The organism is Roseomonas haemaphysalidis, assembly GCF_017355405.1.
Lineage (GTDB): Bacteria > Pseudomonadota > Alphaproteobacteria > Acetobacterales > Acetobacteraceae > Pseudoroseomonas > Pseudoroseomonas haemaphysalidis.
This window is the reverse complement of sequence record NZ_CP061184.1, coordinates 1-18,563: the sequence shown is the minus strand read 5'-3', so window position 1 is coordinate 18,563 and position 18,563 is coordinate 1. Positions and strand designations below refer to the sequence as shown.

Sequence of the window (18,563 nt, the reverse complement as noted above, 5' to 3'; positions counted from 1 at the left end):
GCCGGTGCAATTCCGTCAAAGGCACTCGGCGCCTGCCGATCGAGCTTGAGCGGGATTTGCTGGCTGAGGCCCATATCCGGATCGATGACGTCAAGCGGCTTGCTGCCGTCATCCAGTCGCAGCGCGATATGGCTCGTCTGCGGCGCAAGAACTTGGGAAGTGCTGGCGCAGTCGCGCTGCCTTCCTAACCGAACCCGGCATCTGCCGGAAAACAGCCGAGCCAGGGTGTCTCACCACCCTAGCCCGGCCTGACCGCAACCCGTTCCTCAGGAGAACAGGCTATGGCTACGCGTGCCCATACCACGATCCAGGCGCCTTCCAGAAGAAGAAGGCCGGCCTCGCCGGCTACCTTCTCCCCTCTGCCGGGGGAAACCCTGCGTAGAAGAATGCCGCGGCCGGCTGCGATTGCGCCGGCGGTCACTCCGCTTCTGCCGGCCGATCGGGCCCGCATCGAAGCCCTGCTTTTCCGCCTGATCGACTGGCTGGACGCCCAGGATGCGCCGCTGGTCGACATGGAACCCGACCATGATGGCGAGGACACCTGCGACAACGAGTTGAGCGAGCCGACCGAAAGCCTGGTGCATCTATGCGACCGGCTGGGTGTGTATGGCCGCACCGTCCAGCACCGCGGGAGCATCAGCTAATGGCCTCCATGTCCCGGCGTATTGCCCTGACTGCACCCGCCTTGATTACCCTGCCGACCCTGACTTTTGCCTCCCCTCGCCACGATGGGGAGGGCCCAGATGCTGAGCTGATCCAGCTGTGCGCGGCCTACACAAAGGCGATCGACAAATACAATGCCGATGGGGGGCACTTGGATTGCGAGGTTGACCCTCTCTGGCACGCGGTGGAGCTGCTGGAGGCACAGCTTGCCGGCCTCGCCGCCACGACGTCCGCGGGGTTGATTGCCAAGGCATCCGTCGCCCGGCGCTTGGCACGGAAACCCGATGGCAGCGAGAACTACTGCACATCCATGACGGGCGACTGGCCCGAGCAAGTCATCCTCGATCTGCTGGCGATGGCTAAGCGAGGGCAGGCATGATCCGCGCCCCTGTCCCCTACGTCGATCCGACCATCCGGCCCGGCGCTCTGCGGCGGTCCCTGGCCTACGTCCGCACGGGCAGCCTGCCGCCGCTGCCTGTCATGCCCATTAACCTCGACGCCGCTGTGTCGCTGACCTTCAGCTCCGCCCTGTGCTTGGCCACCGGCTACCTGCTGGGGAGTTCGATCGTCCCATGAGCAAGGTCAGAAGAACCACACGCCGTCGGATTGCCGCGGGCGCCGATGACCACCTGAACCTAGCCGATCTGGCGCTGGTTAGGCTGGACAATGGGCTAGGCGTGCTGGATGCGCTGCTTAACGATGTCCGGGCGCCAAACTCGCCATGGTTCAGACAACTGAGCTACGTGATCGACACAATCGAGAGGCAGCGCGACGAAGCCGCCGAGGCCCTGTCCCAGGCAATCGAAGATCTGGCGGGCGAGCGAGCGGGAGGGCGCACGGCATGAACACCAATGCGCTTCGGGAAGCCCTCGATGATGCCAACAGCGCCCACGATCGGCTGGCTGCAGGCGAAAGCCTGATCTTCCACACCCTGCTGGAACTGCCTGGCAATGACCCGCTGTACGAACGGCTACACTATCTGATCGAAGCCCAGGAATGCTTTCGCAAGAAGGCTGATGAGGCGGTGCAGGCGGCATGGGCAGAAGTGTTCACGGCCGAGAAGGCCCGGCGGGGGAAGAAGCCATGAGCGCCCACACCCTGCCGGCCACCTGCCGCTGTCTCTGGTGCCCTCGCACCTTTGGCAGCGCGGTGGAGGCGTCCAGCCACATGCACACGGCCCACCGAGGCAACATACCCCGCACTCAGGAGCACGACGCCGCGGCCCGACTGCAGCACTACCACGCCGACCGGCAGGCGGTGCGCCGCGGCGGGATCGTGGCAGACGACAGTCTGGACACGCCCAGGGGCGTCGGTCGCGCACTGGCGGAGCGGATGCGCGGCATACCGGATGCCGCCTTCTTGGCCAAGCTGGACAGCATCCTAGACCATATGCGCGAGGAAATGCTGGCGGCTGGTCGGGTGCCTTCCATGGCCCTGCTGATCTGCCGAGAGATACGGATGGCCGCGCGCCAAGCGTGGGCGAAAGAACCAAGATTGACAGCACGAAGGAACTTGTCCGTTCTGCCGGAATGTTCCTAATCGTGGAGCGCGATAGCTAATGTCGAATGTTTTTAAGCGTGGTGATGTTGTGGTGCTGAAGTCAGGTGGGCCACCAATGACTGTCGAGGCGGCTCCAGCAGGCCTATTCCGCAAATTCATGGGGGATGATGCGGTTTATCAGTGCGCTTGGTTCCACGAGAACAAGCGGTTTAGTAACAACTTCAATGGACACGCCCTCGAGCTTTACCGCTCCACCAAACAGGCATCCGACGACACATGATCTAACTGGCCCACTTTCAATGGAAAGTGGGCCAGTTGACGGGGGCGGGGAGGGTGATTTCCCCGCCCTTTCTTGTGCTCGCATCCGTGTGCGGTAATCTCACTTGCCAAGTGTGATGGGTGCGTGATGCGAGCAGTGTTGGCGGCGGTTGTTATCCTGGTTGGCGGGCTGGGCGGAACCGCATCTGCTCAGCCGAACGAAAATGCCACAGGCCTGGTGCCCGACAGACTCATGCTCTCGCCCGATGCACGAGCGATGGAGGTGCACATGGAAATGTTGACTATCGGAAGTCTGATCCAAGCACACGTCTTCGCTGGGTTTTGCGATGCCAGAAGTCAGGCTTGGCGCAACAAAGCCGACCAACTCATCGAACATACAGCGGAGAACATCGTGCGTGAGAAGTCCCTCGACGGGTCGTGGGCAAACTACTCGCGAGGCGTTTTTGCAGGCGTGAGGGTTATGGCCTACCAAGACGCATTGCGCCGAACCCGAGTAGAAGAAAAGCATATCTTCTGCGCGCGCATCGTGACGGGGGATATGCTGAGGCCACTGGACGATCTTATGGCCATAAGAAGTCGGTAGACCGATCGCCGGCGCCGCCCTCTATTTAAGTTTGGTAACTTCCACGCTGGCAATTCGCGCTCCTGCATGATGAGATCTGCTGCCAAAAACCAGGATCATACATGCCCGAGATAGTCCCCCCCGGCACCCATTCAGCCACAACACTGGAAGTTTTCGGCCTCCCCCGTGTCGCCCTCGTCCCATACGAAGTAACTTCAGCTCGATGGGTTAGGCAGGGGACCGAGCACATTAAGATCGTATGCGGCGGCGTTGAGATCCGTCTTGAATTCGACGATCCAACCAAGTGCGAGGCGTGCTTTGACTGGTTGTTGATCTGCATGAGGTCTCGCCCACGGATCAGCTAGTTTCTGCCAAAGCATGAACCTCCCCACCATCCACGCCCAGGTGCAGGCTTGGGCATCCTCCAAACCACAGGTGCGGTCTGTCTGGCTTATTGGCAGCCGCGCCAAAGACACCTACCGCCCAGACAGTGACATTGACCTTGCCGTGGCCTACCGGCTGCCGCCGGACTTCAGCACCGCCTTCTGTGAGGCTGAGGATTGGGAGGCCGAGTTACAGGCAGTGATACCGCATAAGGTTCACATGCTGACTTGCCGCCCTACCGCTTTGCCGGTCTGGCAAGGCGCGAAGGAACGGCGTATCCTACTCTATAGTCGGTGCGCTCTAAGCTCTAGCTCTAGCCACCTACCCTAATCCCTTGTTACCGTTTCGAGCAGGCAATACAGGGTTAGATTCGGCATGCTGAATGTCCTAACTGACGTGGCGCGACTGGTCCTTGGGCTAGGCGCGATGCTAGCAATGCTGATTGGAGCCATAGCCGGCTATCAGTATGCCGAGATACCAGGTTTGCTCGGTGGTCTTTTAGCTGCCTTGGTTGCATCTGCCGTCACGTTCGGCGTCGCTGCTGCTATCCTGGACATGCACGTGCAGATGAAGATCCTAGTGGATCTGAACCAACAGCATGCGGTGACGCTGGCCAAGCTTACTGCTCTCTCTCCAGCGCCGGTGCAGCCAACGGAGGCATCGCCTGTTCGCGGAGATGCCGCTGATCGCCCTACTCTAACCGCCCACAGGCGCTTCCCATGAAAAGAGATATGGATTTGGTCCGATCCATGCTCTTGGCCATCGAAGCTTCAGAGCCATACGCCGATGTCATGCGAATGGACATCGATGGCCTACTTCCTGAAGATGACGAACAAAATACTGAGTATCTTAGGCGTTACTATCATGCAGAACTTCTTGTGGACGCAGGGTTCATCAAAGGCGATGCAACCGTTGGGGAATATCTAGTCCAAAGCATAACGTGGCAGGGGTACGAATTTTTAGATGCTGTCCGCGACCCAGAGATTTGGAAGAAAACCAAAGCTGGTGTGAAATCGGTCGGTACGGCTAGCGTCGCGATCATCTGGGAAATTGCGAAAGGCTATGCCAAGCAAGCAGCCCAAACCAAGTTGGGTCTGCCGCTTTAAGACTTACCGCCTCACCTTCTCGTAGTTGATGCTGCGCTCGACATCGCCGGTATCGAATAGGGGCTTATCGCCCTTCTTCATTTCCAGCGTTCGCGGCGCGTTTGGGACGGCCCAGCTTTTCGACGTGTTCAGCATGCCGCGCATCCAGCCACGGTAGAAGCTACCCATCTGCTCCAGCACGCCGTCGACCGACAGCCTGCCAACCAGCATGGACGCGACAGACGCCCGGGCAATCCGGTACGTATCCTTCTCGTGGGTGTCAGCGGTACGCCGCATGAAGGGACGAGCCGGAATATGCTCAGTGCCGAACTCATTGAGCACCGCATGCTCAACGGTCTCGCCATCCCCATCGCCAGCATGAGTGATGCCAACCTTCACGCTACTGCGGCTAAGGGACGCCATATCACGCTTCATACGTGCCCAGCCGCGATCAACTACCTTCGTAGATCTGCTCATGGTTCGCGCCCTGGGAGGGCTAGGCCCGCTACCTTCGCAACAAGCGTGTGGTGCGCAAAGTTTAGCCCAGCCCGCGACGCCGCCAGTTCGTGCGGGGGGCACTGATTGCCACGCTGTATCAGGATGGCGGTACTGGCAAGCGCGGCGGCCAAAGCATCGCGCTCGATACGGAACGCATCTGAGGGGTGGCGGGCCGTTTTCACTCTCTGGAATCCTGTTCGGTAATCATCGTTACCGGCTGCGTTGCGTGCAGCCAGAGCCCGCCCGGCTTCCGCACCGTGGCGGTTGTGCCGTGCTGGAACTCGGCGCGGATCTCCGCCCAGCGCCGATCTTCTTGTGCCAGGGTCATCTGCATCTCAGGCCACCACTTCAGTGCGCTGAAGCTCGCCGGCCGCAACCGGGGCATCCAGGAACGCCAGCATGGTCGGCCTGGCCGTCTCGAAGCTGGACAGGGTGACTTCAGTACCCGGCTGCAGGATAGCGCCCCAGAGGTGGTAGACGCGCTGCGAGAGGTTCTTGACCTTCATCACCCCACACCCCGCCGGATCATCGCGTTGCGGGCGTCATGCGCGCTGCGGATCGGCGCACGGTCTTGGCGCACATCCTCGGCGCAGAGACCGCCGGCCGAGCGATACCGCGCGCCGCCACTGCTGAACTTGGACGGAAGCTGGCTGATGCTGTCCTGCCGGGCGGCGTCGCGCTGCTCGCGCTCGCGGCGTTCGCGCGCCTCGATCTGCTGACGCATCTGAACAGCATGGCGAAGGGTGTCGTTGATCTCGGTCATGCGTGATTCCTCGTGCGGGGAGAAAGGATTTCGTAGATGTTGGCGCCTTCGCGAGCCGGGCCGTACTTGGTCAGCCAGCCCGGCTGGGCCGCCGCCCTTTCCGCAGCCTTCTCAGCAGCCACCTTTTGAGCGCGGCCCGCATTGATGCGGGCCAGTGTCGCCGGGGCGTAGAGGCTCATCGCCTCATCGAAGCGATGCGGATCGGGCACATAACCGGGCATGTTGAACATTGGCCCACGGCGTCTCTCGTAACGAGAACGGGCTGCATCCTGCCGCTTGACCGCATCTTCAGCTTCCGCCTCCGACCGCTTGTACGCAGCCAACAGCACGGCGGCAGACTGCGCGGTCAACTTCTCTGCCAGCGCGAGGATGACCCGATCGGCCTTTTCCACCTCAGCCTCCAAGCTGGGCAGCGCCTCAGCCATCAGCGCCGCCGAACTCTCGGCCGCCCGGATCTCGATCTCGACGTTAGCCACCTCGATGCCCGGCACCACCTCGCCGGCCCGCGTGCGCTCCACCAGCGCATCACGCTTGGCCACGCCGACCAGGATCTGTTGCTGTGCCGCGGCCAGGCGATCGGTCATCGTACCGTATCGGGTGTGCGCCGCCTCGGATGCCCGCTCCAGCTCTGCCATCTCAGGCACAGCGGAAGGCCAGCCGGTGGTCTGATCGACGGTGACTTCTTCGGCTTTCTTCATGGGGGTGCCTTTCACCAGCCGCCGCCGTTTCGGCTGCGCTGGATCATCTTTTCACGCGCCGCCACAGCGCCGCTGGTTGGGTGGATGGTTGGCAAACCGTCCAGCACCATCACGCCCGCACCATCGAAGGTCAGGCGCGAATTGCCCGCCCGACCCTTGGGAACGATGGCGCAGTGGTTGTAGGTGATGGCCGTCTGGACAGCGTCGTATCGCTCGCCCTCATAGGTGCCCGGCTCGTTCACGAGCTGCACCCGGTAGCCCAGCGAGATATCGCGGTTGCTGCCGATGCGATCGGGATCGTGGATCACCAGTTCCGCACGCAGGTTGTTGCCATCCTGACGCCCCGCGGACAGCACCGTGCCGATGATGCCGGCCGGGCTCTTGGACGTGACCAGAGCAGGGTGCCCATTGGTAACAGGGATGCCCTTTAGGCCGGCCATGCTGGTTGCCTTGAACACCTCAGCAGCGGGGCGGAACTCCTTCCGCATCCGGCCATCCGGCATCCGGTATTCGAAGATGCCGGCGCGGGTCAGGATCGGCTCATCGCGGATCCAGCCTTCAGCCGTGCGGCCAGGGCTGGCCGGCATGGCGGCGGTGGGGAGGAAGTCGTAGCGGAAGGTCACGGGCTGGATGCCTCATCGAGGCGCAGCTCACCGGGCTGGTTGGCGGCGAACTCGCCCCCCTGCCACTCGTCAAACCGGCTCTCGAAGTAGAGAGGGATGATCTGGTTGGAAATGTCGTCGAAGCGCAGCAGGAAGCCGCCGGCCTTGCTGTAGGCTTCGCAGAAGTCGCGGCGGATATCGGCATCCTCCCGCCCTTCAGGCTGCCGGCCCAGAAAGGCTTCCACCATCTCCATGCGGGTCTTGCCGGCCGCGTTCCGCTGGATGCTATCCAGGCGGGGAGGGCGCGGGATCGGACAAGCCGCGGTAGCCCAATCCTGAGTGGACTGGTGCTCGGTATCTTCAAAGCGGATGACGGGGTGGTGCATCGCGGCTTCCGTCAGATCCAGGGCCTGTGGCCTCTGCCGCGCTTGCGGGATTGATCTAATCGGGCTGATGAGCCGCGAAGAATTAGATTATAGCCTGTTAGAAGCTCGGAAAGCTATAATTTCCCCTTCCCCAGATAAGAAAAATCTCTCTTAGAAGAACTTGGTCAGGGCGGCAGCAATCACGCTGATCAAAGCCAGGAATTCCTTTTGGCTCATTGTCACCGCGAGCTGCTTTCCGGGCACCTTGAGATTGATAACCATCTGGAACACTCCATGAGCGCGCTCCCTCACATCGGGGAGTGCCTAATGGTATGTTCCTTGGGGCGGAGGGCTTAGTGGCATCGAATACCCCAAAACCGCCTCTTGTGTTCGGTAAGGCATATTATCGGACGCTAAACTTAGCCCCGCGGCTTACCTTTCCCCAGAGCCTCATCGACCATGGCACGGGTTATCTCCAGCATCAGGTCGCGGCTGATAGTTATCTGAAAGCTTGTGCTGCGTTTCTTGTCGTCATCGTCGTGCACGGTAAATATGAGATTGCTCGGTCCCACATGCACGCCGGCAGCTTGGCCAATGAGGTAGCCTCGCCCGCCAGAACGCGGGGAGGACATCACCTCCACCTCATCGACGATCCTCTTGATCAGCGCCCGGCGCTTTTCGTCACTCATTGGCTTCCCCCCTCCATTCTGTCCTGAATTGAGAACCATCCTATTCACTCAGCTGGCTGGCAACCCGCCCTCGCGCGCGCGCGTAGTGGGATGGGGTGGCGGATGATCTCCCCAGATTTGGGGAATCAATCCGGCAGAGGCGGGAGGCCGCTCACCACCGCTGCCTCAGTATGCCTGCTCTGAGGCGCCAATCCCGCTTTCATCCGCTCGGCGTGCATCTGAGCAATAGCTCTAGTCTGGGCCACCACCTCACGGTCGATCGCATAGATCGCGGCCTCCGGTCTTCGGATATCGTTATCAATATCAACGCTTTGTCGGGCGCCTGGCCTAGGCGGTTCGGGTTCCGGCTTGATGACTTCCAGCTTAGCCAGCTCGCCCAGCCGATCCTCCAGCCACCCATGCAGATCGTCGGTCACTGAGGGGTCGAACACCAATTCGGCCGGCTTCTGACGCTCGCCAGCCTTCTGATAGAGAGCCCGGACCAGACGGTAACTTTCACCTATAGATATATCTCTATAGGGGTTTGTTACCCTGTGACGGCTGAAAGCCATCTTGGCAGCGGCGGGGGTGGGCCAAAGGTTGGGGTAGCAGTTGGAGGCGTCGGTTGGGCTGGTCAGGGCGACACCGCCTTGGGCCAACATCAGGTCTTGCGGGCTGGGCATCAGGGCCTCCCATTCGACGGCGGCATGGATGGTCAGGGGGATCGGTCGATCGGTCAGGACCAGCACATCCAAGGGGGTGGTGCTGGTGCGGTTCACGGCTCTGCCTCTGCCGACAATCTGGACCAACTCGCCCTCGCAGATTTGCCAGCGCACCGCCTCGGCAACGGGGTGGGGGTGGAAGTCGGATTCACCGGCCAGGGCGGTGCCGTCCGCGAGCTGCACAGCGGCGTCCCGTCTCTCGTAGCGGCTGACCTTCTGGGCGATGGCGGCCCCGGTCAGCGCCTCCGCGATCCGCTCCACATCGCTGGGGCGGGGCAGGGTGCGGCCGATGACCACCAGGCGCTCTACATCGCCCCAGGCGTCATGACCGGCGACGGCATTGTGGTGTGCCATCACCACGTTGCCGGGGACATGCCCGAGGCCTTCCCAATATTCCCGCACCGCCTTCTGTGCGACCACCAGCACCCGGCCGGGGACAGCGCGCGCCTCACGCCACACCGCGGCGCGCAGGCGTTCCGAGTTCTTCAGCCGGCGCTCACCCTCAGCTGTGCTGGAATAGTCATCCGGCACCAGCGCCGACTTCACCCAATCCCGCCCGTTGAGCTGGCGGATGGTCATGTGCGGGGTCTGCGCCTCGATCTCGGCCACCACGTCCAGGGTCGGCCAGTAGAAGCGCACTAGATCGGGCGCCAGCAGGGCGTCCAGGTGCAGGGTCGGGACGTGCCAGCCCTCGGCCACCTTCCGCCGCCCGCGCAGCCTCAGGACGCGCTGGGGGCCTTCCTTGGTCTCCTTGGTTGCCAGGGACAGCCAACCGGAGGCGTCGGGTCCATCGTCGGCCAGAAGGGCCTGGAGGGCACCGAACATGCGCGCCAGGCGGATGGCGGTCTTGTTCTGGCCAATGTCCTCCAGTAGCTCGCGGCGGCGTTCCTTGGTCATGCCCGGCACTAAGCCTGGATCTACAACTCGCTCCCACGACAGCGCCCGGCCATCGCGGCCGGTCTCGCTGGTCAGGCCGCTCGCCAGCAGGGGCGAGCGGGGCACGGGGCCATCAGGTAGGGCGGCCAATGCCTCGCTGGTGATGCGGTGGATGTGTTGCAGCCGGGTGGTGCTGATGGTCTTGGCCATTAGGTTCGGCAGGGTCACGCTGTCATCCAGCGCGTCCAGGGTCAGCTCCATCGGAGGGCCGTCGACACCCTCAAGGCCCTTACGGAACACGCTTTCGTCGACGATGACGGCGATCGGCTCCCCCAGCGCCTTGGGCTTCTCACCGAACAGGATCTCATGGGGCACCAGCCACAGATCGGCCTGGGCCGCCTTCTGTCTCTGGTAGCCGCACATCTCGTAGAAGGGGCAGCGGACCGGCGCCTGGCCCCGCGGCTTCCGGCTGCATACGCTGCTTTCTACGCTGAGGCCGAGACCTTGAACCTCGTGCACCGCATCGAGGTCGTGGCACATGGCCTGGCCCTCCTGAAGCGGATCCTCTGCCTCTCGGCCGCGCCATACTGCGGCGCAGAGGCCGGCCGCCTCGGCTTCCGGCAGAGCATCGAAGGCGGCGGCCTGTTCGGCCCCTAGCTTGTGCGTCGGCACCGCCATGATGACCGTCCGCTTGTCGCCGCGGCCGCGCAGCTCGGCCAACAGCTTCGCCGCTTCCCTCCGCGCCGCCCAGCTCTTGCCAAGACCGACACCGACCTTCACGCCGTGGACCGGGGGCGGAGCGCCGTCGTGCACGTCCGGGTCATAGTCGGCGGCTAGTTTGAAGAAAGCGCCGACTTTCTGGCCGAGTTGGTGGCGAGCCATTGCGGTGGGGACGCCCCCGCCAGTCGGTCCCTGCGGCCCTTGGGGCTTCAGCGCGATGGCGATCCGGGCTGCAACGGCCTCGGCGCCATCAACCTGCAAAAGGTCGTTGAAGTCGGAACCGTCGTGCCGGCGAGGGCTCCAAGGCAGCGCCACCCCGATATCGCGCGCCTCACCCCGCCAGCGCCCAATGGCCTTCCGCAGTGCCTTGGCGGCCGGCTTGTCTCGCCCATCGTCGTCGGCGCAGATCACGGCCTTTCGCAGCGCCGGAAGTTCCAGCTTCGACATGGAGCCGAGCGCGATCCAGGTTTCCCGGCCGGTACTGGCCCAGACGCTAAGGCCAGTTTCGGGACCTTCCGCCAGCAGCAGCGCATCCTTAGAGCCTGCCAGTCGCACCACGGCGCCGGCTTGAGGGCCGAAGCTCTGCTTGGTCGGCCGGCCGGGTTCCTCAGGCCGCTTGCGAGCCCCATCTGTCAGATGGATCAGCTGCACCGCTTGCACGGTGCCGGCGGCATTGGTGGCCGCGACCATCAGCGCCTTGCGGGCGGGGTGGAAGCGCAGGACGGAAGGCCAGCCCGCTACCGGCCTCGCTATACGCCGTGCATCGGTAAGATAGTGTTCCGCTACCGTCTCGGTGATCTCGTGTCCCTCAGCCCAATAGCGTCTCGCTCGCTCAGCCTTGGCCGCCTCGTCTGCATCGACCTCGGTCTTGGGCGGCGCAGGTGCGCGCACCACGCGTTCCGGCCGGACCGCATCGCCCATGCCCAGAAAGCCGCGCGCCCATTCCAGCGTGACCGGGAAGTCCCCGCCGCGCTCCCGCCGGATCAACGCCAGAAGGTCGCCGCCCTCATCGGCCTCATGGTCGAACCACGAACCCTTGCGGGCGCCGCGGACCATCACCGACAAGCTGCCGTGGCGGCCATAGCGCCAGTCACCGCCGACCTTGCTGCTAGGCTTCCCCAGCAGCATGTCGCACAGAGCCTCGACGCTGGCCGTCAGGCCCGCGCGGATTTCCTCCATCTCGTCGTCAGAGGCTGGTCTCAATGGCCCCCCTGACGATCCGCACCAGCGGCCAGGGACCATTGCGCGGTGACAGCGCGCACGGCGGCTTCTGCCGTCCCAGGCTGGAGGGAATAGAGAGGCCATGCGCGGCCGTCTCGATCGACTGTGACAGGCGGCTGAAGGAAGATCGTGCCGTCCGGTCGGCGGATGGCCTTCATGCTTTTGAGCATGACGCCGGGGAGCCGCAGATCCACGAAAGCCAGATCGTGCGCGATAACCCTTATTACCACGCGCTCGATATCAGGCGGCAAATTCACTGGATCACCGCCCCGGCCGGAACCCCGGCACGCGGATGCGTGTCACCAGCCGGCGGCACGAAGTTGATGACGCGGGGGCCACGGCCGCGAACTCGCCTCAGCCATGCGGCATGGTGCCGGTGCTGCATCTCCACCAGTAGCACCCGCTTGGTGGCGATCGTCGCGCCCGCGATCATCTCGTAATGCTCAGCCTTGCCCGCCGTGGCGTGCAGGATGACTAGGGTGGACCAATCCAGCAGCTTGCGAGCCTGCCGCCACCTATTCGGACCGATGGCGCTGGGCACATCATCGCTCAGGATGATGGTGGTGGGCTTGGCCTCCCGCAGGTGGTGCTCAGGGACAGACTGACCACCCGCAACCGCGACCACCTGCAGGCGGCCAGTAGCCACCGCGCGCAACAAGGGAAGGCGGAAGCCCTCGCCGGCCTGCTGAACCTTCACCATGAATTCGGCCAGCTGGTCGGTCTCAGTGAGATGGAATTCCTTCACCGGCCATCCCTTTCCGGTCTCTCATCCTCGTCCATTTGGAGGTCTAGCGCGCGGGCATTGGCCTTGAACCGGCGCATGATCGCGAGCGCATTCCGCCCGCGTGCTGCCGCTTCCTGAAGGCTCAAGCCGACGATGCGTAGGGCTTCGGCCTGGATCGCTCGTCGCAAGGGATGGTCGTCCGGGCCACCGATAACGATGCAGTAGCCGCGGGCCGAGACCAGGACCGGGTAGGTATCTGCGCCGATCCGCACAACCATCTTCGCCAGCATAGTGCGGCGCGACTTAGACGGGGTGCATTCCACTAGGTCCAGCTTGAAGTCGACAATGGCGAGATCGGGGCGGATCGTAGCGGGGTCGTTGGAAGTCGAAACATGATGCACGGCGCTTCCCCTTTCGGGAATGCGACGACGGAAACACTGGAAACTGAGGTGGGGAAGCGTTAAATAGAGCCGTGGTGACGACTGCCAGATAACCGCCTCAAATACCCAAGCCCTCGTCCGGTGCCCGCCGGCGAGGGTTTCTCAGTTCTGGGGCTTGGAGCCGGCGGGGATCATGCCGCCACCTGCTGGCCACGGGCCACCGGCCGCATCGTGCGGCTGGCCTGCCGTCCACCTGCCGAAAGGTGCTGCCGCAGGGTCATGCCGAATGCCGCCGCGATCGCGGGCAGGTCCGCGCGCTGGATATACCAGCGGCTACGGATGTTGTCGGCCGGCAGGTTGCCGTTGAGAACTTGTCTGTAGGCCGCGCGATAATCCACCGTCTGCCCGGAGGCGATGGCGGCCAGCTCGCGCGGGAGCTGGGATAGCGGGATCCGGTCTGGGGCGGCCTGCTCGGGCGCCTGGTCCTTCGGGGACATGAGTAAGCTCCACACGCGGTTGCGAGGAACTACCCATCAGCGGGCACGCTTGGGCTTGGAAAACTCTCTCTCACGCCTTACCCTAAGGATGTTCGGCCCCTTGGGTGGGCGGCGCGGTCGAGGTCTAGCTTTCGGCCTTTGCGTGTCCCTCCGATGGATAGCTAGTGAGCGCCCGAGTTGCGGTGGGGACCGCGGCTCGGGCGTTTCCACGTCTGGCCCTGGCGTTGGGGACCGCCTGAGACAGGAGTGAAGGGGTGGTCCCCGCAAGATGCCGGTCCGCTGTATCGGACCAAAGGGCGCCTGCTACGGTGACAATTTCATAGGTCAAGATGGTCGTGCGCCGGCTTCCGCGGCGCTCCTGCATCTTGGCGTTTTGGGTGAAGGGCAGATCTTGCCCGGGCGCCTGGAAGTGGTCACGCCAGATGCCATCGCTGGTGTAGAACGCGAACTCGGCAGAGGCGGGCTCCACACAAAACAGCAGTTCCAGACCCGTCCGATGCGTCGCCAACGCTTCACGCATCGGCGTGTCGGCACCCTCAGCAATCATATGCTCCAGGGCATATCCCAGGCTGCCAATCTCGAAAAAGGCACCCTTGGTGCGCTGGTCCTGAACTTGGCCCGTTAGCTGCGTGTGAGGATTGCCCTCAGGCGCTTCGGCCGGGCTGCGGTAAACCACCTCGCGCGCCGAGTAGACCAGCCCACGCAGAACGCGGACAGCAGCAACAGCCTCAGCCGGCTGCGATGCCGCCAGCGCCATCAGCAGATTTGCGAGGTGGTGCTTCTCGACGTGGGCAGCGTTCTTACCGCCACCCCGCCCAGCCATCGGCCAGAACTCCGGTCCCGCATCACGGAGCGCACGGGCAGTCGTGACAACAGTCCCGGCGGGAATGCCGGGGCTGACTGCCTTGCCAATTGCTTCGATCGCTTCGGGACCAGTGGCCATGAAGCGAAGCCTAAAGTGCGAGAGAGAGAATGACAATGGATAAGTGAGGTTTCTCCGCTTTACTTTATCTCTCGTATCCGATAGCGTCCGATAATTCAGTTTACCGGATACAAAATCCCATGGGTAACAGCCTTGCCCTCCGCGTCCAGCCCGCCGGCCTCGTCGTGCCGCTGGACCAGATCAGCCCGGATGAGATCGCTCGCCGGCAGGCGCAGCATAGGGAGGACGCCCGCGGCGCCCTGGCCCCGGAGACAGAGCGCGCCCTGGCCAAGACCTCTGCGGCGTGGAGCCGCTGGGCCGCACAGCGGGATATCGACCCAATCCCCGCCTACGCCGATCAGGTCGCTGCCTACGTCGACTGGATGGTGGAAACCCCGTCCGACGAAACCGGAGAGGTTCGCAAGATATCCTCCATCCGCCAGGCCGTGTGGGGCATCGCCTACATGCACCGCGCCGCTGACCTTCCTGACCCAACCAAAGCCGAGAAGGTGCGCCTCAGGCTGAAGGCGGCATCCAACACGCTCGGCACCCGCGCGAAGCAGGCGGCGCCGATCGGAGAGAACGAGGTGCAGCGCATCTTGGCCACCACCGGCAAGGGCGTTACCGATCTGCGCGACCTGGCGCTGGTGCTGACCATGCGCGACCTGCTGGCCCGCCGGTCTGAGGTGGTGGCGCTGCTGGTGGAGGATATCGAGGCAGACAAGGATGGCAGCGCCACGGCTCTGATCCGGCGCAGCAAGACCGATCAGGCTGGCCGCGGCGAAACCCGCTGGCTGTCCCATCGCACCTTCGGCGCCTTGCAGTCCTGGCTGGCTGCTGGTGGCATCACAGGGGGCGCGCTGTTCCGCAGCATCAACAAGGGCGGCCGCGTGCTAGGCCCATTGGGGGCGGCTGATGTGCCGCGCATTCTGAAGAAGATAGCCGCCCGAGCTGGCGTGGATGCCTCGCGCATTAGCGGCCATTCCTGCCGGGTGGGCATGGCTCAAGACCTGGTGTCGGCCGGGGCATCACAGCCGGCGGTGATGCAGGCTGGGCGGTGGAAGTCGCCCATGATGCCAGCCCGCTATGCCGAGAAGCTGGAAAGCAAGCGGGGCGCGGTGGCGCAGTTCTATGGGCGCCGGGGCGGGGATGATGCGTGACGCCCCACGAGATGCCGCATAGGCTGGCATCAGTTTCCATCGGAGAACAAAATGTCGACTTACATGGCGCTTGGCGTCGACGGTTTGGCCACCATTGCTCGGGCCGGCGGTTCGCTGACAGTGACGATCACGCCGGGAGTTCAGGGTCTCGCTACGATTGCTCGCGCTGGACAGTCTACTGGCGCCACTCTGACGATCCTAAATGCTGTGCCGCTCGGCGTTGACGGAATGGCCACCATCGCTAGAGCCAACCCCGGCAAGGTCATCTTTGTCTAAAAGGTCCATGTAGCGCCCGGTGAGGATGATTGCCGGGCGGTATCATCTGTAGATCAAGATATGTCGCTCTTTAGCGCTAAGCCAAACACGCTTTTGATGCTGCTGGCAGGTCAGCATGTCTACAGAACGCTTAAGAAGAAAATCTTCTTACCAAAACTGTCCATACAATTGCGGGCGTTAACGTCAATACGAAACTGCAGGAAAGAAAAAGGGGCCTTATGGCCCCTTTAAGTGCAATGAAGTGGCGTTGACCGCAGCTTCATGCAGTCTCGAACTTCACCTGCATGTTAAGACCGAGCACCCGAGCGGCCCTGGCAACGGTGTCGAGCTGAACGCGAGGGTTTTCAGGATCCAGAAGGCGGTCGACTTGGGTGCGGCTCGTGTGCATCCGAGAAGCAAGAACTTCCTTCGACATCCGACGCTTCTTCCGAATTTGCTCCAGCTCCCACGCAATCACGCGCTTAGTTGCGAGGCCTACGACCTCTTCGAGGATGCCTTCCTCAGCCAGGAAGTCATCGAGAGAGGAACCAGCGCAGCCAGCAATCTCATTCTCGACGGTCATCTTCATTCTGCCTTTCTACCGGACCTTGCATTCGCGCATTCGCGCTCTTGCGAGGGCCAAATCCTGTTTAGGGGTCTGCTGCGTCTTTTTGAAGAAAGCGTGCAGCAGCACTGCTTCCTGTTCTTGCACGAAGAACAGAATGCGTAGCTCTCGGTTGTTACTAAGGGTGGTACGTACCTCGTTGAGGCCGTTACCCATCGGACGACAAACCGGCATTCCGATTGGCCATCCAAGCTCAACAGTTTTCAGGTCGTCGCCAACCTTAATCTTGTCGCTTCTCGATAGGTACCTGATCAGTTCAAGGACCGGTTGATTGCCTTTCTCAGACGACCAGAACCGAACCGTAATCTTTTTGCTCTCTCGCTCCGTCACGAGCGCCGCCGTTGATATATGTACCTTACACGGTGCATTTAACAGGTCAACCTAATTTTGGTTGCGGGGAGTGCCTCGGGGAATTCGAGCAGCCAGGAAGAGGGAGAGAACGGCTGTAGCTTTAGTAGAGCCCCTCCCTCCGAGCGCAGCTAGGGCAGTAGGCATGGCTCCCGTTAAGGGTCCAGGTCTGGCTTTCAGGAGCCGAGGCCACCTCTTTCCCACAGCCAGCACAGCTTAGGCTAGGGCGCTGCCGCGCAAGACTTCCAGCGGATACGGTCTGCATTAAGGTTCTCCAATTTCGGCGGCGCAGCGGATCTAATCGCAACTGGTAAAGCGTGATTATCGGGCGCTATCCGTGGGCGGAAGTTTGAGATCTTCCAGGTTTTTCATGGCAGCGTTCAACGACTTCCTGCCCATAAAGAGGAAAAAGACACAAAGAAAAATAGATAATCCAATGAATGTATAAGCTTTCCTTTCTTGTAAATCAGGGGAAAGGATTGTCGCAGCCATACCAAGAGGCACTGTCACTATAGCGCCGGAATAGAACAAAATTGCTGCATTGCTATTGTAGCTGGCCAGGGCCTTCATTTTCTCGTTGAAGATCATGTTCGCCCGTGCCAGCCGATCTTCAGGACTTTCGGTCATCAGAGATTATCTTCAGCTGTGCTGAAAACTACCTCTCCAGTAGCATCAACCACAATGACTGCTGCGGGCGAAAATGGATGCAGAAATATCGGCTCGATAGCCTCGGCCTTAGCGTCTTCCAGATCCTGAAAGGGCTGAGCGGCTTGCTTTCTTTTCCCGTCCGGAAACACGTAAAAAACTGTGTACATAATCGTCCTCCACACCCAGGAGTGTGCTGATAAAAAGCTATCATGGTGGCAAAATATCTCGCCACCAAGACATCAATAAATCACGCTATAGGCGGTAGATCGTTCTTCTTGAACAGATCGTTGACTGCCTCCAGGAGCAACGCATGAGAAGTGCTCCCCCGATCCATGGCCAGCGTCTTGAGTTGGCGCCAGGCGGCCGGGGTAAGCCGCAGCGTCTGCCCCTTCCGGTCATCCTTCGCCGCAGCCGGTGCGGTGGCAGTCGCTTCTTGCTCGGGTTCGGCGCCGGGCTTCTTCGCGGCGAAGTCGGTTAGCGATGCGCGCTTGGCCATAGGTGGTCCTCGGTGAATTTCCAAAGGCGAGTTAGCTCCTGGGCGGCTTTGCCCTTGGGTTCAAACTCGGTGACGGCTTGGCCGTCGATAAGGGCGTGAGCGAGGGCGGCGCGCTGCGTGATTGAGACGGGCACGACAGGCAAGCCATAGGCCGCCAGCCCCTTCCGCGCCTCCGCAGTGATGCCACCTTCAAAGATGCCTCTGCCGGGCGGGCAGGAGTTGAGCAGCACAGCCGCCGGCTTCTTCGCGGCCTTCACCACCTCCGTGGTGGCTCCAATTGCCCGCAGATCCAGAATGGATGGACGGGTGGGGATCAGGATGAAGTCTGATCGCCGCGCCACCTCAGCGGTGTCGCGCTCCACGCTTGGCCGGGTGTCGATTACCAGAAGCTGAGCGCCATCCTCTGCGGCAGCCTCGATGACCTGGCCCAGCTTGTCCGGGGTGGTTTCCACCAGCTCAGGAGTGGCGCTCTCTCGGGCCTTCCACCAGGCCGATGCCGACCGCTGCGGATCGCAGTCAACAAGGATTGTCCGTAGCCCTCGCTGCTGAGCGATGACCGCCAGATGCAGGGCGCAGGTGGTCTTTCCCGCACCGCCCTTCTGGGCGAGCAGGGCCAGCACCCTAAGCCCCCTTTGATTTTTTGCTATCAAGCTATTTTGCTACTTGCTGTCTTGCTACTTTGATATCATAACATCGCGCAAGCGGGTTGGATAGCCCGCTGACGCAGCAGTGAGAGATACCGATGGTCGCCACAAAATCCATATCTTTCAGATATTTGGCGGTACTGACGCTCTGCGGCCATGCGTGCCGCTACTGCGGCGATGAGGCCACCACGATTGACCACATCATGCCCAGACGTCTGGGCGGGCGAGACCATGAGAAGAACCTGACTGCGGCTTGCA

Annotated in this window: 34 protein-coding genes; 14 read left to right on the top strand and 20 right to left on the bottom strand. The window is 62.2% G+C overall.

The window, feature by feature from the left end; all coding sequences use genetic code 11:
* The 12 genes from IAI59_RS22880 to IAI59_RS22825 all read left to right on the top strand — a co-directional run.
* Positions 1-188: hypothetical protein (locus tag IAI59_RS22880; protein ID WP_207444088.1), on the top strand; the 188-nt coding region annotated here is incomplete at its 5' end.
* A gap of 93 nt (positions 189-281) precedes the next feature.
* Positions 282-644, top strand: coding sequence for a hypothetical protein (locus IAI59_RS22875; RefSeq protein WP_207420029.1), 363 nt, complete (start codon positions 282-284; stop codon positions 642-644).
* Positions 644-1,042, top strand: a complete 399-nt coding sequence (locus IAI59_RS22870; RefSeq protein ID WP_207420028.1) for a hypothetical protein — start codon at positions 644-646, stop codon at positions 1,040-1,042. Before IAI59_RS22875 ends, IAI59_RS22870 begins: the two co-directional genes overlap by 1 nt.
* Entirely contained in the window at positions 1,039-1,239 is a 201-nt protein-coding gene (locus IAI59_RS22865; protein WP_207420027.1) for a hypothetical protein, read from the top strand. The genes IAI59_RS22870 and IAI59_RS22865 overlap by 4 nt, the downstream gene beginning before the upstream one ends.
* Positions 1,236-1,508 carry a hypothetical protein gene (locus tag IAI59_RS22860; RefSeq protein WP_207420026.1) on the top strand — a complete coding sequence of 91 codons (273 nt, stop codon included), beginning with the start codon at positions 1,236-1,238 and terminating at the stop codon, positions 1,506-1,508. The genes IAI59_RS22865 and IAI59_RS22860 overlap by 4 nt, the downstream gene beginning before the upstream one ends.
* Positions 1,505-1,750 carry a hypothetical protein gene (locus tag IAI59_RS22855; protein WP_207420025.1) on the top strand — a complete coding sequence of 82 codons (246 nt, stop codon included), beginning with the start codon at positions 1,505-1,507 and terminating at the stop codon, positions 1,748-1,750. Before IAI59_RS22860 ends, IAI59_RS22855 begins: the two co-directional genes overlap by 4 nt.
* The gene (locus IAI59_RS22850) at positions 1,747-2,202 is read left to right on the top strand and encodes a hypothetical protein (RefSeq protein WP_207420024.1); all 456 of its coding nucleotides are present in this window, start codon (positions 1,747-1,749) and stop codon (positions 2,200-2,202) included. The genes IAI59_RS22855 and IAI59_RS22850 overlap by 4 nt, the downstream gene beginning before the upstream one ends.
* 19 nt (positions 2,203-2,221) lie before the next feature.
* On the top strand, positions 2,222-2,443 hold the full coding sequence (locus IAI59_RS22845; RefSeq protein WP_207420023.1) for a DUF2158 domain-containing protein: 222 nt from the start codon (positions 2,222-2,224) through the stop codon (positions 2,441-2,443).
* Positions 2,444-2,569: 126 nt separating this feature from the next.
* A complete protein-coding gene (locus tag IAI59_RS22840) occupies positions 2,570-3,025 on the top strand; it encodes a hypothetical protein (RefSeq protein WP_207420022.1) in 456 nt (151 codons plus the stop codon).
* A gap of 357 nt (positions 3,026-3,382) precedes the next feature.
* Positions 3,383-3,718 carry a nucleotidyltransferase family protein gene (locus IAI59_RS22835; RefSeq protein ID WP_207420021.1) on the top strand — a complete coding sequence of 112 codons (336 nt, stop codon included), beginning with the start codon at positions 3,383-3,385 and terminating at the stop codon, positions 3,716-3,718.
* A gap of 45 nt (positions 3,719-3,763) precedes the next feature.
* Positions 3,764-4,111, top strand: a complete 348-nt coding sequence (locus IAI59_RS22830; protein ID WP_207420020.1) for a hypothetical protein — start codon at positions 3,764-3,766, stop codon at positions 4,109-4,111.
* Positions 4,108-4,494, top strand: a complete 387-nt coding sequence (locus IAI59_RS22825; protein ID WP_336512489.1) for a DUF2513 domain-containing protein — start codon at positions 4,108-4,110, stop codon at positions 4,492-4,494. The genes IAI59_RS22830 and IAI59_RS22825 overlap by 4 nt, the downstream gene beginning before the upstream one ends.
* Positions 4,495-4,497: 3 nt before the next feature.
* Here IAI59_RS22825 and IAI59_RS22820 read toward each other — a convergent pair whose 3' ends face one another.
* The 14 genes from IAI59_RS22820 to IAI59_RS22755 all read right to left on the bottom strand — a co-directional run bounded on the left by IAI59_RS22820 (position 4,498) and on the right by IAI59_RS22755 (position 14,150).
* Positions 4,498-4,908 (bottom strand): hypothetical protein, encoded by a 411-nt coding sequence (locus IAI59_RS22820; protein ID WP_207444086.1) that lies wholly within the window; start codon positions 4,906-4,908, stop codon positions 4,498-4,500.
* A 241-nt stretch (positions 4,909-5,149) separates the two neighbouring features.
* Positions 5,150-5,305 (bottom strand): hypothetical protein, encoded by a 156-nt coding sequence (locus IAI59_RS22815; protein ID WP_207420017.1) that lies wholly within the window; start codon positions 5,303-5,305, stop codon positions 5,150-5,152.
* Between the two features lies 1 nt (position 5,306).
* Positions 5,307-5,477: a hypothetical protein gene (locus IAI59_RS22810; RefSeq protein ID WP_207420016.1), complete on the bottom strand. Its 171-nt coding sequence runs from the start codon at positions 5,475-5,477 to the stop codon at positions 5,307-5,309.
* A complete protein-coding gene (locus IAI59_RS22805) occupies positions 5,477-5,734 on the bottom strand; it encodes a hypothetical protein (RefSeq protein WP_207420015.1) in 258 nt (85 codons plus the stop codon). Before IAI59_RS22805 ends, IAI59_RS22810 begins: the two co-directional genes overlap by 1 nt.
* Complete coding sequence (locus IAI59_RS22800) at positions 5,731-6,432, bottom strand: hypothetical protein (RefSeq protein WP_207420014.1); 702 nt, start codon at positions 6,430-6,432, stop codon at positions 5,731-5,733. Before IAI59_RS22800 ends, IAI59_RS22805 begins: the two co-directional genes overlap by 4 nt.
* 11 nt (positions 6,433-6,443) lie before the next feature.
* Entirely contained in the window at positions 6,444-7,055 is a 612-nt protein-coding gene (locus IAI59_RS22795) for a DUF2213 domain-containing protein (protein WP_207420013.1), read from the bottom strand.
* On the bottom strand, positions 7,052-7,420 hold the full coding sequence (locus IAI59_RS22790) for a hypothetical protein (protein ID WP_207420012.1): 369 nt from the start codon (positions 7,418-7,420) through the stop codon (positions 7,052-7,054). The genes IAI59_RS22795 and IAI59_RS22790 overlap by 4 nt, the downstream gene beginning before the upstream one ends.
* Positions 7,421-7,818: 398 nt before the next feature.
* Positions 7,819-8,088 carry a hypothetical protein gene (locus IAI59_RS22785; RefSeq protein ID WP_207420043.1) on the bottom strand — a complete coding sequence of 90 codons (270 nt, stop codon included), beginning with the start codon at positions 8,086-8,088 and terminating at the stop codon, positions 7,819-7,821.
* Positions 8,089-8,213: 125 nt separating this feature from the next.
* The gene (locus IAI59_RS22780; protein WP_207420042.1) at positions 8,214-11,564 is read right to left on the bottom strand and encodes a DUF7146 domain-containing protein; all 3,351 of its coding nucleotides are present in this window, start codon (positions 11,562-11,564) and stop codon (positions 8,214-8,216) included.
* Positions 11,565-11,584: 20 nt separating this feature from the next.
* The gene (locus tag IAI59_RS22775; protein WP_207420041.1) at positions 11,585-11,857 is read right to left on the bottom strand and encodes a hypothetical protein; all 273 of its coding nucleotides are present in this window, start codon (positions 11,855-11,857) and stop codon (positions 11,585-11,587) included.
* Between the two features lie 2 nt (positions 11,858-11,859).
* Positions 11,860-12,351: a hypothetical protein gene (locus tag IAI59_RS22770; RefSeq protein ID WP_207420040.1), complete on the bottom strand. Its 492-nt coding sequence runs from the start codon at positions 12,349-12,351 to the stop codon at positions 11,860-11,862.
* The gene (locus tag IAI59_RS22765; protein WP_207420039.1) at positions 12,348-12,731 is read right to left on the bottom strand and encodes a hypothetical protein; all 384 of its coding nucleotides are present in this window, start codon (positions 12,729-12,731) and stop codon (positions 12,348-12,350) included. The genes IAI59_RS22770 and IAI59_RS22765 overlap by 4 nt, the downstream gene beginning before the upstream one ends.
* A gap of 170 nt (positions 12,732-12,901) precedes the next feature.
* Complete coding sequence (locus IAI59_RS22760) at positions 12,902-13,207, bottom strand: hypothetical protein (protein WP_207420038.1); 306 nt, start codon at positions 13,205-13,207, stop codon at positions 12,902-12,904.
* 124 nt (positions 13,208-13,331) lie between these two features.
* A complete protein-coding gene (locus IAI59_RS22755; protein WP_207420037.1) occupies positions 13,332-14,150 on the bottom strand; it encodes a hypothetical protein in 819 nt (272 codons plus the stop codon).
* Between the two features lie 119 nt (positions 14,151-14,269).
* Between IAI59_RS22755 and IAI59_RS22750 the strand changes: the two genes are divergently transcribed.
* The gene (locus IAI59_RS22750; RefSeq protein ID WP_207444084.1) at positions 14,270-15,289 is read left to right on the top strand and encodes a site-specific integrase; all 1,020 of its coding nucleotides are present in this window, start codon (positions 14,270-14,272) and stop codon (positions 15,287-15,289) included.
* A 535-nt stretch (positions 15,290-15,824) separates the two neighbouring features.
* On the opposite strand, the gene IAI59_RS22745 is transcribed toward IAI59_RS22750, so the two are convergent.
* The 6 genes from IAI59_RS22745 to IAI59_RS22720 all read right to left on the bottom strand — a co-directional run bounded on the left by IAI59_RS22745 (position 15,825) and on the right by IAI59_RS22720 (position 18,281).
* Positions 15,825-16,133: a helix-turn-helix domain-containing protein gene (locus tag IAI59_RS22745; protein WP_237181087.1), complete on the bottom strand. Its 309-nt coding sequence runs from the start codon at positions 16,131-16,133 to the stop codon at positions 15,825-15,827.
* Between the two features lie 9 nt (positions 16,134-16,142).
* Positions 16,143-16,499: a type II toxin-antitoxin system RelE/ParE family toxin gene (locus IAI59_RS22740; RefSeq protein WP_207420035.1), complete on the bottom strand. Its 357-nt coding sequence runs from the start codon at positions 16,497-16,499 to the stop codon at positions 16,143-16,145.
* A gap of 339 nt (positions 16,500-16,838) precedes the next feature.
* The gene (locus IAI59_RS22735) at positions 16,839-17,144 is read right to left on the bottom strand and encodes a hypothetical protein (protein ID WP_207420034.1); all 306 of its coding nucleotides are present in this window, start codon (positions 17,142-17,144) and stop codon (positions 16,839-16,841) included.
* Complete coding sequence (locus IAI59_RS22730; protein ID WP_207420033.1) at positions 17,144-17,332, bottom strand: hypothetical protein; 189 nt, start codon at positions 17,330-17,332, stop codon at positions 17,144-17,146. The genes IAI59_RS22735 and IAI59_RS22730 overlap by 1 nt, the downstream gene beginning before the upstream one ends.
* Before the next feature lie 80 nt (positions 17,333-17,412).
* Complete coding sequence (locus IAI59_RS22725) at positions 17,413-17,661, bottom strand: ribbon-helix-helix domain-containing protein (protein WP_207420032.1); 249 nt, start codon at positions 17,659-17,661, stop codon at positions 17,413-17,415.
* Entirely contained in the window at positions 17,640-18,281 is a 642-nt protein-coding gene (locus IAI59_RS22720; RefSeq protein ID WP_207420031.1) for a nucleotide-binding protein, read from the bottom strand. Before IAI59_RS22720 ends, IAI59_RS22725 begins: the two co-directional genes overlap by 22 nt.
* A gap of 122 nt (positions 18,282-18,403) precedes the next feature.
* On the opposite strand from IAI59_RS22720, the gene IAI59_RS23440 reads away from it, so the two are divergent.
* Positions 18,404-18,563, top strand: a 160-nt coding sequence (locus IAI59_RS23440; RefSeq protein WP_207444095.1) for an HNH endonuclease, incomplete at its 3' end; no start/stop codon positions are given.

Coding starts and splice junctions, on each gene's coding strand:
- IAI59_RS22875 (WP_207420029.1), top strand. CDS start 282: ATGGCTACGCGTGCCCATACCACGATCCAGGCGCCTTCCAGAAGAAGA.
- IAI59_RS22870 (WP_207420028.1), top strand. CDS start 644: ATGGCCTCCATGTCCCGGCGTATTGCCCTGACTGCACCCGCCTTGATT.
- IAI59_RS22865 (WP_207420027.1), top strand. CDS start 1,039: ATGATCCGCGCCCCTGTCCCCTACGTCGATCCGACCATCCGGCCCGGC.
- IAI59_RS22860 (WP_207420026.1), top strand. CDS start 1,236: ATGAGCAAGGTCAGAAGAACCACACGCCGTCGGATTGCCGCGGGCGCC.
- IAI59_RS22855 (WP_207420025.1), top strand. CDS start 1,505: ATGAACACCAATGCGCTTCGGGAAGCCCTCGATGATGCCAACAGCGCC.
- IAI59_RS22850 (WP_207420024.1), top strand. CDS start 1,747: ATGAGCGCCCACACCCTGCCGGCCACCTGCCGCTGTCTCTGGTGCCCT.
- IAI59_RS22845 (WP_207420023.1), top strand. CDS start 2,222: ATGTCGAATGTTTTTAAGCGTGGTGATGTTGTGGTGCTGAAGTCAGGT.
- IAI59_RS22840 (WP_207420022.1), top strand. CDS start 2,570: ATGCGAGCAGTGTTGGCGGCGGTTGTTATCCTGGTTGGCGGGCTGGGC.
- IAI59_RS22835 (WP_207420021.1), top strand. CDS start 3,383: ATGAACCTCCCCACCATCCACGCCCAGGTGCAGGCTTGGGCATCCTCC.
- IAI59_RS22830 (WP_207420020.1), top strand. CDS start 3,764: ATGCTGAATGTCCTAACTGACGTGGCGCGACTGGTCCTTGGGCTAGGC.
- IAI59_RS22825 (WP_336512489.1), top strand. CDS start 4,108: ATGAAAAGAGATATGGATTTGGTCCGATCCATGCTCTTGGCCATCGAA.
- IAI59_RS22820 (WP_207444086.1), bottom strand. CDS start 4,908: ATGAAGCGTGATATGGCGTCCCTTAGCCGCAGTAGCGTGAAGGTTGGC.
- IAI59_RS22815 (WP_207420017.1), bottom strand. CDS start 5,305: ATGCAGATGACCCTGGCACAAGAAGATCGGCGCTGGGCGGAGATCCGC.
- IAI59_RS22810 (WP_207420016.1), bottom strand. CDS start 5,477: ATGAAGGTCAAGAACCTCTCGCAGCGCGTCTACCACCTCTGGGGCGCT.
- IAI59_RS22805 (WP_207420015.1), bottom strand. CDS start 5,734: ATGACCGAGATCAACGACACCCTTCGCCATGCTGTTCAGATGCGTCAG.
- IAI59_RS22800 (WP_207420014.1), bottom strand. CDS start 6,432: ATGAAGAAAGCCGAAGAAGTCACCGTCGATCAGACCACCGGCTGGCCT.
- IAI59_RS22790 (WP_207420012.1), bottom strand. CDS start 7,420: ATGCACCACCCCGTCATCCGCTTTGAAGATACCGAGCACCAGTCCACT.
- IAI59_RS22785 (WP_207420043.1), bottom strand. CDS start 8,088: ATGAGTGACGAAAAGCGCCGGGCGCTGATCAAGAGGATCGTCGATGAG.
- IAI59_RS22780 (WP_207420042.1), bottom strand. CDS start 11,564: ATGGAGGAAATCCGCGCGGGCCTGACGGCCAGCGTCGAGGCTCTGTGC.
- IAI59_RS22760 (WP_207420038.1), bottom strand. CDS start 13,207: ATGTCCCCGAAGGACCAGGCGCCCGAGCAGGCCGCCCCAGACCGGATC.
- IAI59_RS22755 (WP_207420037.1), bottom strand. CDS start 14,150: ATGGCCACTGGTCCCGAAGCGATCGAAGCAATTGGCAAGGCAGTCAGC.
- IAI59_RS22750 (WP_207444084.1), top strand. CDS start 14,270: ATGGGTAACAGCCTTGCCCTCCGCGTCCAGCCCGCCGGCCTCGTCGTG.
- IAI59_RS22745 (WP_237181087.1), bottom strand. CDS start 16,133: ATGAAGATGACCGTCGAGAATGAGATTGCTGGCTGCGCTGGTTCCTCT.
- IAI59_RS22735 (WP_207420034.1), bottom strand. CDS start 17,144: ATGACCGAAAGTCCTGAAGATCGGCTGGCACGGGCGAACATGATCTTC.
- IAI59_RS22730 (WP_207420033.1), bottom strand. CDS start 17,332: ATGTACACAGTTTTTTACGTGTTTCCGGACGGGAAAAGAAAGCAAGCC.
- IAI59_RS22725 (WP_207420032.1), bottom strand. CDS start 17,661: ATGGCCAAGCGCGCATCGCTAACCGACTTCGCCGCGAAGAAGCCCGGC.